Source organism: Pseudomonas marginalis, from assembly GCF_900105325.1.
GTDB classification, from domain to species: domain Bacteria; phylum Pseudomonadota; class Gammaproteobacteria; order Pseudomonadales; family Pseudomonadaceae; genus Aquipseudomonas; species Aquipseudomonas marginalis.
In genome coordinates this window covers 36,605-53,771 of sequence record NZ_FNSU01000004.1, presented here as the reverse complement: position 1 = coordinate 53,771, position 17,167 = coordinate 36,605, and the positions used below count along the sequence as shown (strand labels likewise).

6 protein-coding genes are annotated in these 17,167 nt (G+C 62.3%); all 6 read right to left on the bottom strand.

What is annotated here, in order from left to right:
• Positions 1-8,379, bottom strand: a complete 8,379-nt coding sequence (locus tag BLW22_RS30850) for a two-partner secretion domain-containing protein (protein WP_235865635.1) — start codon at positions 8,377-8,379, stop codon at positions 1-3.
• A gap of 29 nt (positions 8,380-8,408) precedes the next feature.
• On the bottom strand, positions 8,409-10,130 hold the full coding sequence (locus BLW22_RS30845; RefSeq protein ID WP_074848304.1) for a ShlB/FhaC/HecB family hemolysin secretion/activation protein: 1,722 nt from the start codon (positions 10,128-10,130) through the stop codon (positions 8,409-8,411).
• Between the two features lie 452 nt (positions 10,131-10,582).
• Positions 10,583-11,065, bottom strand: a complete 483-nt coding sequence (pgaD, locus tag BLW22_RS30840) for a poly-beta-1,6-N-acetyl-D-glucosamine biosynthesis protein PgaD (RefSeq protein ID WP_065924687.1) — start codon at positions 11,063-11,065, stop codon at positions 10,583-10,585.
• 2 nt (positions 11,066-11,067) lie between these two features.
• Positions 11,068-12,408, bottom strand: a complete 1,341-nt coding sequence (gene pgaC / locus BLW22_RS30835) for a poly-beta-1,6-N-acetyl-D-glucosamine synthase (RefSeq protein ID WP_027608081.1) — start codon at positions 12,406-12,408, stop codon at positions 11,068-11,070.
• Positions 12,409-12,410: 2 nt separating this feature from the next.
• The gene (gene pgaB, locus BLW22_RS30830; RefSeq protein ID WP_065947309.1) at positions 12,411-14,408 is read right to left on the bottom strand and encodes a poly-beta-1,6-N-acetyl-D-glucosamine N-deacetylase PgaB; all 1,998 of its coding nucleotides are present in this window, start codon (positions 14,406-14,408) and stop codon (positions 12,411-12,413) included.
• Between the two features lie 12 nt (positions 14,409-14,420).
• Positions 14,421-16,901 (bottom strand): poly-beta-1,6 N-acetyl-D-glucosamine export porin PgaA, encoded by a 2,481-nt coding sequence (pgaA, locus tag BLW22_RS30825; protein WP_065947308.1) that lies wholly within the window; start codon positions 16,899-16,901, stop codon positions 14,421-14,423.
• Positions 16,902-17,167: the final 266 nt, after the last annotated feature.

Sequence of the window (17,167 nt, the reverse complement as noted above, 5' to 3'; positions counted from 1 at the left end):
TCAATGCACCTTAATTTTGATTCCCGCGTCGGACAAAGCTTTTTCAAGGGCTGGCGCAGGTCCAACGCGTCCTGTGACGGGGCTCCTATAAAAATTCCATGTTACCCCATTAACCATACCGCGGCTCAGGAGCTCCGTATCCTTCATCACCTGAAGGGCTGTATTGGCGTCGAGTGAAGTGTATCCAACCTTGGACTCATGAGCCAAAGCACCTGGAGCTAGCTGGTCGACGACACGCACGCCTTGGGTCGTTTGGAAGGTAACTTGAGACTGACCACCCAATGGTTTTAGGGCATCCTCCCCGATTTTCCCTGTTGCTCCAATTCCGGCGGACGGATTAGGAGAAACAATTCGCGTCGCTCTATCCTCGGTCAACGTGTAGTAGTTACCATTACCGGCCAGAAACACCTGATTGCCATTGGCGTCCTGCGTTCCGGTAGGTTTGTAAGTCCCACCACCGGGGCCGTTCACGGTTCCATCAATTTCTTGTGTGTAGCCTTTGGGAACATTAAAGCTCGCGTCGTTTGCTGCTGATTTTCCGGTTCCGACAACTTTGGCCTCTCCAGAAATCAAAGTCGATGCAGGCACTTTTGTAGTAGACGTTAACCCTTTTAATCCGTACCCCCCAGCAATCGCCGCCGTGATGGCATGCATCGTCATGACAAAATCATACTGTTGCTCAACTTCCGCCCGCGTTTTCTCAGAACGGCTCGCAAGGTCCGTTATCACGATGTCGTGGAGAATGCTGGCATCGTCTAAGCCACGTAATGCAGCCTCGGCATTTTTTGCATCAGCCGGGTAAAGTTCTTTATAAAGCAGACGGACAGAGACAGGAGCCTCGTATTCCGCAAGAGCCTGACGTGCAGGTTCGATCAAACGACCGCAAGCGGAACTGGACAAATTTCCGGTAGTGCAGGCATCGCGAATCGCTTCATCTCGATCTTTATCGATAACGTTTATATACGCGAGTTCATCTTTTTCTTTGTCAGTGATGGTGCCCAGCATTTGCTTGCGTGAAAGCACAAACTTACGGGTCGCTTCCGGCACGCTGAGATAGTTATTCTCAACCGCATTCCTCCCAACCTGAGCCGCTGCCACCGCATCCAGTGCGCCCTTGCCGGACAACGATCCTGAAAGGCCACCCGCCAAGGTCGCGAGGCTGGAGATCGTCTGCTTTTGCGCCTGGGTCAGGTTCTCGTTACTGACATCGCCATACAGGTTCTCTTTGATCAGACGTGCGGTTTCCTCTGCCGCCACAGCACCGGCTGCACCAGCGAGTGCTGAGTTACCGCCAGCCTTGGCGAGCACAGCACCCAGTACCGCATGGGCCATCAGATTGGCTGTAGGGTCGCCCTTGGTCCTGTCCCTGATTGTTTCTGCCAGATATGGCGCCGCCGCCCCCGCCAACGCCCCACCTACGCTGCCACCCATCGCCGCTTGCACCACGGCAGTCACTGCCTGGCTGGCCTTCTGGAAGCTGCTGCCAACGCCATAATCCTGCTGGGCACGCTGGCTGATCTGAGCCTGTGTCGGATTGGCGATACCCTCATCAATCAACTTCAGGCGCGTGGCTTTGTTGACGTCACTGTTAGGGTCGTCAGCGGCCCTGATCCTGGCCGCAGCAATCGCATCACCAATGCCCTTGGTCAACTCCATCGAACTCTTGATCAGATCCATGCGTTCCTGCATGGCCTTTTCATCAGGCTTGTCGAGACGCTGGTTGGCGTTGGCGGTGTCGCGGTTCAGGCCGACCAGGTCACCCGCGCCTTCAGGGTTGCGCACCACGATCGTGCCTTCGCTGACGGCACTGCGCGTGTAGCTGTGGTCCGAATCGTTCAGCGACATTCCATACAAGGCACCCGGCGTGAGGGTAGTCGCGCCGCCACTGTAGGAACCGGAGACGCTGACGCCGGCCGATTGGCTCTTGATCTCGCTCTTATTCTTGATGTCGCTGACCAGCAGCCGATCGGTGAGCAGCAGGTTTTTGTCGGCCGTGGCTTCACTGGCAATCACCGCACCTTGCAGGGTGGTGTTTTTCGCCACATCGATGGTGTAGCCACCCTTACCGGCAAAGAAGCCGCTCTGGTCGGTCACCGCCTGGTAGTCGCTGTTCATCTTCGACGCCGCCAGGTTCGCGGACGCGGTTACCGGGGAGCCATAACAGATCGGCGGAATGCAGATGCTCGCACCGAAGCCTGCGCTGTTCTGCTTGCTCTTGGACGTTTCGGTGTCTTGGCGCGACAGAATGTTGAGGTTGCCGCCGATGGTGGCATCGATACGGTCAGCGCGTACCTGCGCGCCGATCAGGCTGGTGTCCTGGCCGCTGCGCAGCACCAGCGAGCCGGTGTCCAGAGTGGTGTTGACCTGGGTAACCGAGCCACCCGAGCCAAGGTTCTTGGCGGTTTGTGCACCGAGGTCGATGGTGAAACCGTTTTGCTCGCCTATGTTGAAGCTGGCACCGATAGCGGTCCTGTTGCGTGAACCGTCGTTTTTGCGGTCGGTGGTGTTCTGTGCGCTTTGCATCAGGATGTTGTTTTTCGCGGACAGCAACGTGCTGTCGGCTTTCAACGTACTGCCGGTAATCGTCAAGTCACCCACAGTGCCCGGCGCATCGCCCGCGGCGATGATCGACAGTTTACCCCCGGCGTTGAGGTTGCTCTGGTGAGCGGCCTGCGCCGTGTATTCGCTGCTGCTTTTGGTGCGGGTGTTGGCCAGTTCGGTACCGATCTTGATCAGTGACCCGTTGCCGGCAGAGCCACCGGTCTTGTCCTTGAAGCCGGTACTTTGTTTAGCGAGATCGCCCGCCTGGTTATTCAGGTTGTACATCGACAGCGCCGCCTGAGCGATCTTCACGGCCTTGAGGCGCGGATCGTCGGAGCTGCGCGCCGCCTCGGCTGCGTCGCGGATGCTGTTGGCGGTGTCGACCACGGTGCCCGCAATCACTCGCCCAACCGCCAAGCTCTTGGAACTGTCCTTACTGGTCTGACTGGCCGTCTCCATCCCCGAAGTAACGGTGACATCAGCCCCACTCAACTCCATGTTCTTGGTGCTCACCAGATCACTGGCCACCACCTTCAACTCACGCCCCGCCGTCAACGACACATTGCCCGCGCTCGAACCAATCGTGCTGCCGGTCAAGGTCATTTCATTGGCCGTGCCGTTGTGCTTCGAGCTGTTTATGTACAGCTTCTGGTTGCCGGTCATGTCGTCCAGACCGAGCTTGTTGCCGGTCAGCACGCCGGTGAGGTCGCGATTTTTTTCCTTGTGCATGTCGGTGCGGGCGAAGGTGTTTTGCGCCGCGTCGATGGTCAGGTCGCGGCCGGCCTGGACGGCGAGGTCGCCGGTGCTGACCAGGTTGGAACCGGTGACCGTGGCATCGCGTTTGGCCGCGACGGTGACGGTTTCGCCGGAGACCATGCTGCCCATGGCGGTGGTGCGTTTTTCGTCGACTTTGTCCTGGACTTTGCTCGACTTCAGGCCGCCCCAGCTGCTTTTGCTTTCCTTGCGTTCGTGGCGGGCGCTGTCGGCGTTGCTGACGGCGAGGATGTTCACGTCCTGGCCGGCCACGAGTTGTGTGGCGCCTTTTTCAGCAGTGACGGCACTCCCAGCCAGCAGCAGGTCGGCACCGGCGACGAGGGTGCTGTTCGTCCCCGCGCTGACCAGGCTGCCAACGTTGTTCACCACATCGGTTTCATCCAGGCGGAATTTTTTGCCCTGGGAGGTTTTCTTGGTCTTGCTGTAGAAGCTGTAGTCCTGGTTTTCGGCGGCTTTGAGCTCGAGGTTTTTACCGGATACCAGGTACGCCTCGTTGCCGGCATTGACCTGGCTGGCGACCAGTTGCAGGTTCTGCCCGGCGCTCAGGGTGGCGTCGCCGCCGGCCTTGATCACGCTGGACACTTGCTGCACGTGGTCTTCGATGCTCTTGACCTTTTTCGTGTTGGTCGTGGAGTGCTGCTCGTTGGCCGCCGCGATGGCGTTGAGGTCGCGGGTGGCAATCAGGTTGACGTCGCGTTTGGCATTGACCTGGCTGGCCACGGCGCTGATGTCGCGCCCGCCAATCACATGCAGGTCGCGGCCGGCCTCGACCACCGAGCCTTGCTGGGCGATGGTGGTGAAACTGGAGCGGTTGCCGATGGCGCCGCTGTCGAGGCTTTTCGAGGCGGTGATGTTGACGTCGCCCGCCGCCTTGACTGTGGCATCGGCACCGCTCTTGAGCACGCCGCCGACGTTGTTGATGTTGCCGCCAGCCTGCATGGCCAGATCGTTGGCCGATTCGATGCGCGCGGCGCTGTCGACGAAGTCGCTGCGTTCGCTGCGGTAGCTGCTGGCGCTTTCGTGGGTGGTGACGCTGCGTTCGTTGAGCAGGTCGGCGCCGGCGGCGAGGTTGACGTTGCCCGCGCTGATCACACCGCCTGCGCGGTTGGTCAGGTTGTTGCCGCTGAGCAGGTCGAGGCGACCACCGGCTTCCATCAACCCACTGTTGGTGAGGTTGCTGCCGACGTTCGCTAGCAGGTTGCCGGTGGCGCGCAAGGTGCCGGCGTTGTTGAGGTGGCTGCCGGTGATCAGGTTGACGTCGGTGCCGGAAATCAATGCACCGTTGGGTGCCAGGCGGTTATTCGCCTGGGCCAGGTACAGCACCGGCACCAGCACTTGTTGCCCGGCGACGGTGGCGTTTTCCAGCCACACGATGTCGTGGGTCAGGGCAGCGACTTGTTCGGCGGTGAGGCTCACGCCTACGGACAAATTCAGGGCGCTTTTGCTGCTGATGGCGTTGTCCATCAGGTGCTTGAACAGGTCGGCGTCGCTGGTCTGGCCATCGATGAAGCGCTGGCCGGTGCGGGCGAGCACGGCTTGCTGGATCAGGCGTTGTTCATAGAAGCCATCGCCCAGGCGACGTTGCGCGGTGTCGGGGTCGTAGCCGAGCTTGGTCAGCATGTAGTCCGAGCTCATGAACTGGCGCATGTCGGTGAGCAGCGGGTTGGTTTCGATCAGGTACTTGTGCGGGTTGGCCGCGAACTGGCTGGTGGGCAGGCCTTTGGCGCCATCGCTGTCGTTGAGGTGGAACAGGCCGTTCTGGCCGGTGGGCAGGTCGAAGCCGGGCAGGCCCAGCGGGTTGACCTGTTGCTGGGCAACGTCCGCTGGCAGTTGCGCGTTGAGGCTGACCAGGGTCGAGTAGCCCGGCGCCTTGGTGTTGGCGCCGCTGCCGACGTAGGTGTAGCCACCTTGCACGACGCTGTTGTCGATGCCGGCCTGGGCTCTCACGTCCACACTGCCACCGGCCTGGATCACGGCGGCGTAGCTCTGGTCGGGCACCATCAGCTGGGTGGTTTTGCGCAGGTCGGTCTTTTCGCTCTCCATCTTGCCAATGAACGACGCCAGGCCGGCTTCGACGCCGGTCATGTCCTGGCCTGCCGAATAGCGTTGAGTGAAGGCCGCGGCTTCACGGTACCAGCCTCCGGGCTTGCGCTCGCGGGCTGAGGTAAAGACGCGGTCATACTGGGTATCGTGGGTCACGACGCCGACGTTGGTGAGTTGGTTGACGATGGCCGTGAGGTTGCCGCCGGCGGCGATGCTACTGCTGCTGTTGAGCAGCTCGCCGCCGGTGAGCAGCATGTTGCCGCCCGAGGTAATGCTGGACGCTGCCGTGGCATCGCTGACGATGAAGTGATCACGCTGGGTAATCTGGAACGGCCGGTTCTGCTTGCCGCCTTCGCAGTCGCCACCGGTCACCCCGTCGATACAGGCGATGGGCGTGATGGAGGCGCTGTAGATGCCGGACTCGGTGGTGAGCACAGTACGGATGTTCTGGATCGTGCTGGCCGCCAGGATCAGGTTGCGCTCGCTCTCGATCGTCCCCGAGCTGTTGATGATGCTGGTGGCCAGGCCGCCCTGGCCGTCGCGATCGACACGCAGGTTGCCCATGGCGTAGATCGCGGCGCCGAGGTTTTTCAGGCGGTCGACCTTGAGGTTCATGTCGCCGCCACTGAAGATCAGGCCGTGGTCGTTGAGCAGGTTGTCCACCGAAAGATCCAGGCTGCCCTGGCTGGCGACGCTGCCGCCCACGGTCCAGTCCTTGCCGCTGCCGACCAGGGCGCGGATGCCGAGCAGTTTGCCGGTGGCGGTCTGTTGCAGGTTATCGACGTTGACGGTCAGGCGCCCGGCCTGGATCGCGGTGCTGTTGGTCCAGTTGGCTTTATCGAGGATCAGGTCGCCATTGGTCACCAGGCTACCGCCGACATCGTCGAGGCTGATGCCGCTGAGGTCGAGTGCACCCGTGCCCACGTGCAATACCTTGCCGCCGGTGTTCTGGAAGCGGGTGGCGGCGAGGCTCAATTGGTCGTTGGCGGTCTCGAGGCTACCGCTGTTGTTGAGCAGGCCGCCGATGGCGTAGCGGGTCTTGCCGGTGGTGCCGAGGGCGCGCATCTGGCCGCTGTTGGTGAGGCTGGCAGTGTCGACGTCGAGGGCGGTGGCGCTCTCGATCAGGCCACGGTTAACCAGGGCCCCGGTCAGGCTGACGTCGATCCGGTTGCCGGCGATCTCGCCGCCGCTATCCACATTCATACCGGTCAGGTGCACACGATCCCGAGCAAACAGCGCGCCGCTGCCGTTGTTGAAGTCAGTGGCGTCGATCTGCGCATCACCGGCTTTGGCGGCGATGCGGCCACCGTCGTTGTCGAGGGTGCCGGCGGTGAGGGTCACGCCGGACTTTTCACTGTGGATCAGGCCGTTGCCGCCGTTTTGCAGCAGGCCGCTGGTGGTCAGGGTCAGGCCATCGTTGGCGGCCAGGGTACCGTTGTTGCGATTGTCGATGCTGTTGGCGAACAGGGTCAGCAAACCTTGGCTGGCGAGCTTGCCTCCCTGGTTGTCAACGTGGGCGGCGCGCTGGATCAGCAACGGGCCGGCACTCGCCAGCTTGCCATTGCGATTGATCAGGTCGCCGATCAGGTCCAGGGTGATTGCGCCGCCACCGGTGAGGCTGCCGGCGCTGTTGTCCAGGGTATCGCCGTGCAGGGTGAAGGCACCGGTGCTGTCGATGATGCCGCCCTGGCTGTTGTCCAGCAGGCCGCTGACGGTGAGGGTCTGCGTGCCGTCGCTGAGCAGGCGACCGTTGTTGCGGTTGTCGACGCTGGCGGCGGTGACGTTCAACACCTGCTTGGCGTTCATGGTACCGCCCTGGTTGTCCAGGGTATTGGCGGTGGCGCCGAGCTCGCGATTGGCGATCACCGTGCCGGTATTGCTGATGTGCTGGGCCTCGAGCTTGACGTCGCCGACGGTGTTGCGCGTGTTATCGGCGTTGACCCCGGCCTCGACGATGCCGCTGTTGGTCAGTTGGCCGTTGCTGGTCAGTGTGATGCTGTCGCGGGCGGCGAGGGTCTTGCTGTTTTTCAGGGTGCCCTTGGTCTGTGCCTTGAGGGTGGTGCCCGCGTACACGGCGCCCTTGGTCTCCAGGCTCGCGGCCTTAATGTCCACCGCACCGCTGGCGGCGGCCTGGGCCATGCTCAGGTGGCCGTTGGCGTCGAGCTGAATATCGCCACCACTGGCTGCCAGTGTGCCGTCGAGCTTCACACCCACGCCGGCTTCGGTGCCCACCAGTTTGATCGCACCGGCATACATGCCGCCCAGGGCCGACGAGTCGATGGCCAGTTCCGGCTTGGTGCTGCCGTCGTCGGCGCGCGCGGTGGTTTTCAGGCTTTGGGCGTCGACGTCATTGCGTCCGGCAATCACGGTGAGCTGGCGCGCATTGATCTTGGCGTTGATCTTGGCCGAACGGGTAATGATCTCGAAGCGGTCGACGTTGCTGGCGTTCAAGCCCTGGCCGTCGATGGTCACCGCACCGCCATCCACCTGGTAGCGGTCCAGGCGCCCGGTCTGGTCAAGAATCGGCTTGCCGGTGGTCAGGGTGACGTTGGGGGTATTGATAAAGCCGCAACCGTTACAGCTCACGCCATACGGGTTGGCCACGATGACCTTGGCGGACTGCCCCGCCACTTCGGTGTAGCCGCGCAACTGGCTGGGGCTGCCGCCGTTGACTTCGTTGAGGATGACATTCGCAGCGCCGCCCTTGAGGTTCGGGTTGCCGACGATGATCCCGCCCAGCTGCGTGCTCTGCACCATGCCCGTGGCGTTGTTGAGGATCACGCCGTTGGGACCGACGTTGTAGTCCTTGAACTGGTTATGGGACAGCCCGCTGCCATTGGGCGTGGCGATGTTCACCACCGGAACGCCGTTGCCCGCCTGCCCGAGGGTAGTGCCGGGGCCGCTGACCACAATACCCTCGGCCTGGGCCAGCAGCGGCTGCCAGAACAACGCGTTGGCCAGGATCAGGGCCAGGCCGCGTTGGCTCAGGCTTTTCAGGGCAGTAACAGGGCGAACGTCCATATTCAAAATCTCAAGGCAGCGGTGTTGAATTACAGGAAGAAATCCAGGCGGAAATAAATCGGCGCTTCGCGCTCGGTCACGACGCCAGGCCTTTCCAGCGAATGGGCAAACGTCACGCTGGTGCTGACGTGCTTGCCACGGGCAAACAGCTCCAGGGAGTTACTCGATACCCGGCCGTGCTGGTCATCGTTGTAGCGATCGTTGCGAATCACGCCCTGGTCGTAGCCGACGCTGGCGCCGTACTCGGCGAAGGCCGGGCGCATCCAGTCGAGGGTCACCGGGCGCGCCCAACGCACTTCGTTGCGCCAGTAGCCGCCGCTGTCGCCGTTCAACTGCTGGTCCTTGAAACCCCGCACCGAGTACGAGCCGCCAAGACTCATGCGTTGCGGCGCGTACAGCACGTCTTCACTGCGCTGCCCGGTGGCCAGGCTGGAAAAACTCAATGACTCGCCCCACAGCGTGAACGGCTGCAGGTAGCTCAGGGTGGCGGTGTATTTGCGGTAGCGCGGCGTGGGCGTGAGGTTGCCGCGGATACGGGTCTGCTCATCCTTTTGCGCATCGAAGGCACCGATACCGTTTTGCATGCCCACATCAAGGTTGACGAACGCGCTGCCGATACGGCGCCCGTGGCTGATACCCACCTGGAATTCGCTGAGGCGGTTGCTGCTGACGCCCAGGCGTGTGTCGTTGATGTAGTTGTTGGTGCGCAAATGAGTGAGGCCGACATTGACCGACGTCTTGCTCACGTCATCGCGATGCACCACACGCTCGGCGCGCAGCTGGTGATTCTGGCTGTCGCCCCATTGCTTGTATTTGAAGTCATCGACGCTGCCCGGCGTGCGGTAATCGCTTTCACTGTAGGTGTAACTGAAGTTCCACCAGCCCCACGGCACGTTGTAGTAGAGCATGCTGTTTTTCGAGGTTTTCTGGTGGTCGCTGATGGCATCGTGGCCGCCGCGCAGGATCAGTTGGTCGGCCAGGCCCAGCGGGCTGTCCCATTCCAGGCCAGCGCCCCACTGCTGTTCGCCGGTACTTTTCTGGCCGTCGTTGTTGCGCGACAGGCTGGCGCGCCAGGGTTTTTGCGGCTGGTTTTTGACCAGCACTTCGCTGCCGCCGATCTGGGTGCCGGGGGTCAGTTCCATTTGCGCCTGCTTGGACGGCAGGCGGCTCAGTTGATCCACCAGTTGCTCGACTTCGCGCAGGTTGAGGGCCTCGCCAACCTTGCCGGGAAACGCCATGGCCAGCTCGCGGTCGGTGACCGTGCTGCCCTGGGCGCCCTTCAGGCCTTCGAGTTTGCCTTCGACCACCAGCACTTGCAGGTGGCCGCTGGAAAGGTCCTGTTGCGGCAGGTAGGCCCGGCTGGTGACGCGGCCCTTGGCAATGTAGTAATCGGTGATGACCTTGAGCAGTTCATTGAGCTGCGTAACGCCCAGGCATTGGCCGATATAGGGTTTGAGCAGGCGGTTACGGTCGGCTGCGGAGAGGCTGTCGGCGCCCTTGAGTTCGATGTCCTGGATGGGGAAGCAGCGGGTGTCAGCAGGCTGTGCCGGGGCCTGTGGCTGATTGCTCTTGCCGGGCAGGTCCTGGAGCTCTTCCAGGCGCCGACGCTGCTCTTCGAGAAGCCGGTTCTGGCGGTCGCGGATAAGGTCCTGATCCCCCGGCGTAGGGGCGGCCAAGGCACTGTTGCCGCTCAAATAAGCAAGCAGCAAAGTGCATAGCAAATACCGAGTCCGTGGCAATAAAAAAGACATGTTCGGTCCGTCGAAAATCAGGGGCCGCGAAACTAACATCGAACTAGCAGTAACCCAAAAAACAGAGTCAGTTGCATGTCCGCGCTAGTTATTCACGCAACACATTGATTAATAACAATAAAAAATTATCAAAAAGATACACGGCCTGACACTGGAAATATTATTCCGACAGGCGGCAGCTGTTCTGATAGCGATTCGTCGGAGAACTTATAAGTTGCTATTACTTGGCCATCAAGTTCTTGCCGAGATAAGTTAGTACCGAAAAAAGCAGATAAGTTCGCGGGAGTTTTGTGAATTGGATCGCAATAATCGGGATCGGCAGGGTAAGAGCCCCATGTGGGGGGCGGTGCGACGATTCGACTTGCTCCCGATAGGGGTGTCAGCCAAGTATTCATTAGCTGATCCACCGCAATCGGGGTGCCCCCTCCCACATTGGATTGTGGTTTACACCACTAGCTGGCGTCTTTGTTCTGAGGCGCGCCAGGCACGAGGGTCAAGCCTGGTTTTTCCACGTCGCGGGAGACGTGGGCTTTGACTTCCGACACGCCGCCGTCTTCGTCGTTGTGGATCACCAGTACGCCCGGTCGGCGCAGTTGCTCCAGGTCACCCTCGGCGAGGCTGAAGCTCTCGCTCAGGTTCTTGTCGGTGAGAGCCTTGGCTTCGGCGCGGCGCTGGGCAAACTTGCGCCCCTTGCGTTGCTGGTAGCGTGCCCAGGTGACCAGGATCACCGCGTTGAACAGTGCGATCCACAGGTAGACCTGCAAGGTATTGAGCGCCGCGAAAATCGGCGCCTCGATACGCGGGCCGCCGTGGGTTTCAAGCATCGAAGTGACCCCGCGCGCCAGCAGCCAGACCAGTCCGGCCCAGGCCATCAAGGTCAGGATCACGTCGATGATCCACATCACGGTACTTTGGCGAGTTCTGACCAGTTTCATGCTCAGGCCTCCTCTTCAACAGGTTTGATACCGCGATCCGGGCTGACCCAGCGCGCGCGCTTCTGGTGCTGGTTGAACAGCACCTTGGGGAAACTGACCAGGGTGGTGAACAGGCTGACCAGCCAGAACACCATCGGGTACCACACGGTCCAGAACAGGGTTTTCCACAGGTCTTTCTCGTAGCGGCGGTCGATCAGGATGCTCACCGCAAACTGCACCAAACACACCATCGCCAGCACCAGGCCGGTAAAGGCCGGCGGGACCAGGGAGTCCACCGTGATTGCCGGCGGCAGCACGATGAATTTGCCCAGGCCCCAGAAAATCACCGAAAGCAGGAAGGTGAAGGCCCAACCGGTGGACAGGCAGTATTCGAACAGCAGCGGCCACAGGTAGCGATGGCGCCATTGCCAGATGCCACGGATATTCTTGAACAGCACTTCGGCACCGCCCTGGGCCCAGCGCAGGCGCTGTTTCCACAGGCCACCGACGGTTTCGGGCATCAGGATCCAGCACAGCGCGCGCGGCTCGTAGAAGATGCTCCAGTGATCAAGCTGCAGCTTCCAACTGACATCGATGTCCTCGGTGATCATGTCGGTGCTCCAGTAGTCGATGCGGTCCAGCGCCTTTTTACGGAACGCCACCACCACACCCGACACCGTGAAGATCCGCCCGAACACGCGCTGGGTGCGCTTGATCAAGCCGATGATCGAGGAGAACTCGCCCACCTGCACGCGGCCGATCAAGGTCGAGCGTGTGCGGATGCGTGGGTTGCCGGTGACGGCGCCCAGGCGCGGGTTGTCGAGCATCGGTGCAACCATGTAGGCCGCCGCGTTTTTATCCAGCAGCGCATCGCCGTCGATGCACACCAGGTATTCGCTGCGCGAGGCCACCGCACCCATGCGCAAGGCCACGGCCTTGCCCTGGTTCTGCGCCAGGTGCAGCACGCGCAGGCGCGGATGTTCCAGCGCCAGGGCGTCGAGGACGGCGGCGGTGTTGTCCTTGGAACCGTCGTTGACCGCGATCACTTCGATGTTCGGGTACAGCTGGCCCAGCGCCGCATGGATGGTGTCGGCGGCGTTATCGCCCTCGTTGTAGCAAGGGATGATGATCGAGATCAGCGGGTTGCCGGCCAGGGTTGGCGCCGGGGTGTCTTCTTCCCAGGGCCAGTGGCGCTCCCAGTGCAGCCAGAAGTACAAGCCGCCGGCGATCCACAACGCTGACATGAACAGCGGGTAGAAAAACACGAAGTCCATCAGGAACTGCCCGGTGACCAGGAAGATCAGGCCCAGGGGCACGCCTAATACCAGTGCCAGCACGAATAAAGCCAGGATTCTGTCGAACATGGTCAAGGGTTCCATTGGTTGGAAAGGGCCGGACGCACAGTCTTCAGGTCCGGGGAATTTTCCAGGAAGTTGTCCGGGTAGTAGCCAAAACTCGTGACACCCTGGCGCTTGAGCACACCCATCCATTCAGCCATCTGCACAGCGTCGATATCCGGCGCGGCCTTGGTGCGCCAGTCTTTGGCCTGCAGTTCGAATACCGTGCGCTCCATCGCGCCGGGACGCGCCTTGACCGTCGCCACCAGCTTCTCCAGCCAGGCATTGGAGGTCTTGTACTCCTGGCCTTCCATCAGCGGCATGGCCATCGGCGCGGTCCAGTCATAGGTCTGGAGGAAATCATCGAGGTTCTGGGCGAACCAGGCCTCGCTCGCCGGGTTGAGCATCGGCTCGGCGAAGATATTGCGCGCGGTCTGCACCTGCGGCCCACCGATGGCGTGGACCTTGGCGGTCAGCTCTTTGGTGAAGTCGATCAGGTAGCGGCTCTTGAAGCGCGTCCAGCGCTGCATCACGGCCGGGTCGGCGCGCAGGGCCTGGATGCTGCCCGGCAGGCCGTTGGCGGCATAGGCCTTGAGCGCGGCGGGGCTGGCGTCTTCGAAGTCAGAGAGCACTGCGTCGTCGTGGTACAGCACGCCGTCGATGGCATTGTTGCGCGCCAGGTCTTCATAGATCTCGCCAATGATCTTGCGCACCTGCGGGTCGAACGGCGACAGGCGTTTATATTGGTCCGGGTCGGTGCCGACCTGACCGGTTTCCGGGTCCCAGCGCGTCACGCGGGGCAGCTTGGGATCGAGGGCAAAACTCAACACCGGCATCCACGCGTACACGGCGGCATGGGCACGGGTGTGCAACTGCCAGGAGACGCGGTTGAACAGGTCGGCGCGCACCGGCAAGTGACGGTTGGGGAAGTACAGTTCGTGCACCAGGCCATCCCCCTTGGGGTCGGCGAAGGCTTGCAGGAACACCGTACCGGCGCCCATGTCCACCACGCGCTGCACCAGTTGGTCGAGGTTGCGCGCCTGCTGGGCCGGGTCCGGGTCGTAGACGTTGTCCAGGTCCACATGCAGCACCCGCAGCGGTGCCGGGGTTTGCACGGCGACGATGCTGTTGGCGAAATGCTCGCCGTCCGGGTCGGAGGCCACCAGGAAGCGCGGGCTGTTCATCAGGTCACTGGAGCTGTCGAGGCCGTCTTCCAGGGTCAGGGCCATCTGGTAGCCCTGCTCGCCGACGATCGCCAGCGAGGTGCCCTTGGCGGCGCCGTACGGCCACACCCATACCCGTGGTTTCTTGCCGGTCACGGTTTGGATCTTGTTGGAGATCGCCGCGACATCCGCACGCAGCCGCGCATCGAACTGCGCCTGGGTTTCATAGCGGCCCGTGGCCGGGTCATAGCGCAGCGAGGTCGCCGCCGGCTCGAGGTTGCCCTGGGGGTTGGCCAGGATCCCGGTGTGGCTGGCGTCGGTGTGCGCGGCGATTTCCACCAGGCCCGATTGCGACACTTCGCGGATCTGCTGCCAGGTAAGGAACTCGCCGCGCGGCCGTGGCGAGCCGGCGAAGTCCACCGGTTTGTTCATCGGCGTGTCGATCCAGTAGCCCACCGGCGCCAGCAAGGCCGGCCAGCGATAGGCGCGCAGGATCGGCATCACGCGGGTATAGAAGCTCGAATAGCCGTCATCGAAGCTGAGCATGATGGCTTTGGGCGGCAACGCGGGGCCGCCACGGCGGGCGGCCAGGATTTGGTCAACGCTGACCGCCTGATAGCCGTTCTCCCGCAGCCAGGCCAACTGTTCGATCAATCGCTCGGTGCGCACCGCCACCACGGCCTGGTCAGGATCGCGGTCCGACACGTCATGGTAGGCAATGCCCAGGAAGTGGTTTTTCGGCCACGCCGCTTCGTTGGGCGGTGTCGGCCGCTCGGCGGGGGGAGTGAAAGGTGCGGGTTGCTGGGCGCAGGCACTGGCCAGCAATACGCCCAGAACCAACAAGCAACGGCTGAGGAAGGTCATGGTCAGGCTCTTTTAGAAACGGTAAGTGAGGTCGACGAGCAGACGCAGATCGCGTTCGCGATCCCCGTCATAAGGTCGGCTGATCAGGCTCAGGTTGGCGCCGGCGTCCAGCACGTCATTCCAGCGAAAGCGTTGGCCATAGCCCACCAGACCGATGCCACCGGTGGAGTAATCCCGCTGGCTATACGTACCCGCACCGACCTGGAACTGCTGACTCCACTGGGTCTCGTAGCGGTGATAGAGCACATGGTTGATGTTGAGGACGGGCAACACGGTAAAGTCCGACTTCGGATTGAAGTACACCGTGTCTTCCTTGCTGTTGCGGCTGGCGCCGACTTCCAGGCCCAGGTCCACTTGCACTTTCGGCGAGCTGTAGAGGCCTTCGCGGCCGCTGAGCAAGGCTTCGAAGCGGTCGTTGCCGTCGCTGAAATGGGAGGGGCTGAGGGTGAGTTTCCATTCGCGGCTTTCGTTGGCGCGCCAGCGGATAAAGCCGCTGCCACCGTTGGCCGTGACCCCGTCATTCAACGCCCGCAGCGGCGTGGTGCTCAGCAGGTAGCCGAGGCTGCCGCCGTATTGCCAATTGTCGTTGATGTCGCGGGCAATCGACACCGCGGCGCCTTGTTTGGAACCATCGCCGTAGGAATGGTTGGAGACCTCGGCTTCAATGGTCATGTCGCGGGTACGCCGCTCCACGCCCACGACCTGCCAGCGATGCTGGCCCGTGCCTTCGCTGAAGTCGGCCTTGGCATACCCGGCGCCGGCGAATACACGCCAGTCTTCGTCGATGGGCGGCGTGTAGATCCGACTCTCAATGCCCCAGTCGCGGCTACCCGCGACGGCGCCCGCGTCACTGTCATTGCCCCCGCCAAAACTTTTACCGGTATAGGCCTCGACCCGCAGCTCGGCCATGTCATGCACGTCGCGCAGGCGGCTCAGGCGCTGCACCTGGCGATTGTCCGGGTTGCGGGCGAGCACATCGTCGGTGAGCACGTCGAGCTGGCGCCACTCCTGCAGGTCCATGGCGGTGTAGGCCTGGCTCACTTCCAGGCCCATATCCCGTGGGGCCTGGGCTTCGGTTTCCTTCAGGATGCCTTCGGCACGCCGTGGCAGGTCGCGGGCGCGGTACATGTCAGCCTGGGCCAGGCGCAGGCCGACGTTGCCAGGGGCTTTCGCCACCAGCGCTTCGAGGCCGGCTTCGCTTCCCGGCAGGTCGCCGCCGTAGACGCCGGCCTGGGCCGACAGTTGCTGGGCGTCCATCCACGCGTCGTTGGGGTTGCCGATGGGCAAGCCCTTGAGCTCGACCCGCGGGTTCTGGCTGTTGGCGAGGCCCTTGGCGACCTCGTTGGCGTCCTCGGCTTTATCGCTTTCCTGCAAGGCGTAGAACAGCGCGGTGGTGTCTTCGACCCGATCATCGGGCTCGGCGTCGGTGGCGCTCAGGGCCTGGCGATACAGCGGCTCGGCTTTTTCCGGCTGGCGTTGGTCGAGGTAGGACGCGGCCACCCAGCGCACGGCGTAGGTCGGCAGTTGCACACCTTCGGCCTTAAGCACTTCGTACTCGCGGATCACTTCAGCGGTACGCGCACGGGCCTTGAGTGCGCCCAGGCGGTCGATACGCCAGCGCACCACATCGTCATGGGCGCTGGCGTCCGGGGTCCAGCGGGCGAGCAGTTTGTCGTAATCGGCCAGGGCTCGGTCGGCAATCACGTAGCGTTCTTTTTCGCTGCGGGTGGCGAACTCGGCCATGCGCACACGCTCGGCAGCGAGGTCGCCTTCCAGGCGGCGCTGGGTCACCGGGTCCAGCAGGCCAGGACGCTGGGCCGACAGGCGCAACGCGGCTTCCGGCAGGCGGGCCTTTTGCAGGGCGACGATGTATTCGCGGGCGACGTCAGGCTTGTCGCCCGCGCGGATAAACGCCTGGTCGAACTCAAACAGCGCATCGTAGTTGAGGCCGGCGCGGGTCAGTGCGTAGCCCAGGGCCATGCGGCGGTTAGGATCATCGGGCTTGGCGGCCACCAGCGCGCGGGTGCGTTGCACGGCTTCTTTGGCCTTGCCGCCGTCGGCCTGGGTCAGGGCCAAGCCCAGTTGCAGATCGACATTATTCGGCTCACGCAGCAACGCCTGGCGATAGACAGCCTCAGCCTGGGCCCATTGCCGCTGGTTACGATACGTACGCGCGACGGTGGCGAGCGCCTGGGTGCTGAGGTTGCGATGTTTACCCTGGGCCTCGTACACCTTCAGCACTTCGGCGTCCTGGCCGGCCCAACCGGCGATCACCACATGATCGCTGACCTGGCCTGGCGTCTGGCGTTCGGCAGACAGCTGGCGCAATTGGGTCAGGGCGGGGGTGAAGTTGCCGTTGCGCGCCTGAATAATCAGTGCGTCATAGGCCGGATCGGCCATGGCGAAGGCGGGCATCAGTAATTGGCTGCATAAGGCTGCCCCGACGAGCAGTCGCAACCGGCCTGATGCACTGAGTGGTAGGTTTCGCAACATATCGTGAGCTTCCTTACACACGGAAAGCTGTAACGATAGGTGGTCCTGAGCGAATTGCCGCAGGGTGCCGGCGTCCAATGACCCGGCCTAGCTTTCCTGTGTGAACTATCTCTTAGGAAAGTAGGAAAAAGACCAATCCAAAACAATTGTTCAGAATTGCGCAGCCTATCTGAAATGTGAATGTGGGAGCGGACTTGCCTGCGATAACGGGGTACCAGCCGGCACGTGCGCCGACTGTTTGACCCTTATCGCGGGCACTCCCGCTC

What these genes read in the sequence shown, in the direction of transcription:
- BLW22_RS30850 (WP_235865635.1), bottom strand. Translation starts at nt 8,379, where the DNA reads ATGGACGTTCGCCCTGTTACTGCCCTGAAAAGCCTGAGCCAACGCGGC.
- BLW22_RS30845 (WP_074848304.1), bottom strand. Translation starts at nt 10,130, where the DNA reads ATGTCTTTTTTATTGCCACGGACTCGGTATTTGCTATGCACTTTGCTG.
- pgaD (WP_065924687.1), bottom strand. Translation starts at nt 11,065, where the DNA reads ATGAAACTGGTCAGAACTCGCCAAAGTACCGTGATGTGGATCATCGAC.
- pgaC (WP_027608081.1), bottom strand. Translation starts at nt 12,408, where the DNA reads ATGTTCGACAGAATCCTGGCTTTATTCGTGCTGGCACTGGTATTAGGC.
- pgaB (WP_065947309.1), bottom strand. Translation starts at nt 14,408, where the DNA reads ATGACCTTCCTCAGCCGTTGCTTGTTGGTTCTGGGCGTATTGCTGGCC.
- pgaA (WP_065947308.1), bottom strand. Translation starts at nt 16,901, where the DNA reads ATGTTGCGAAACCTACCACTCAGTGCATCAGGCCGGTTGCGACTGCTC.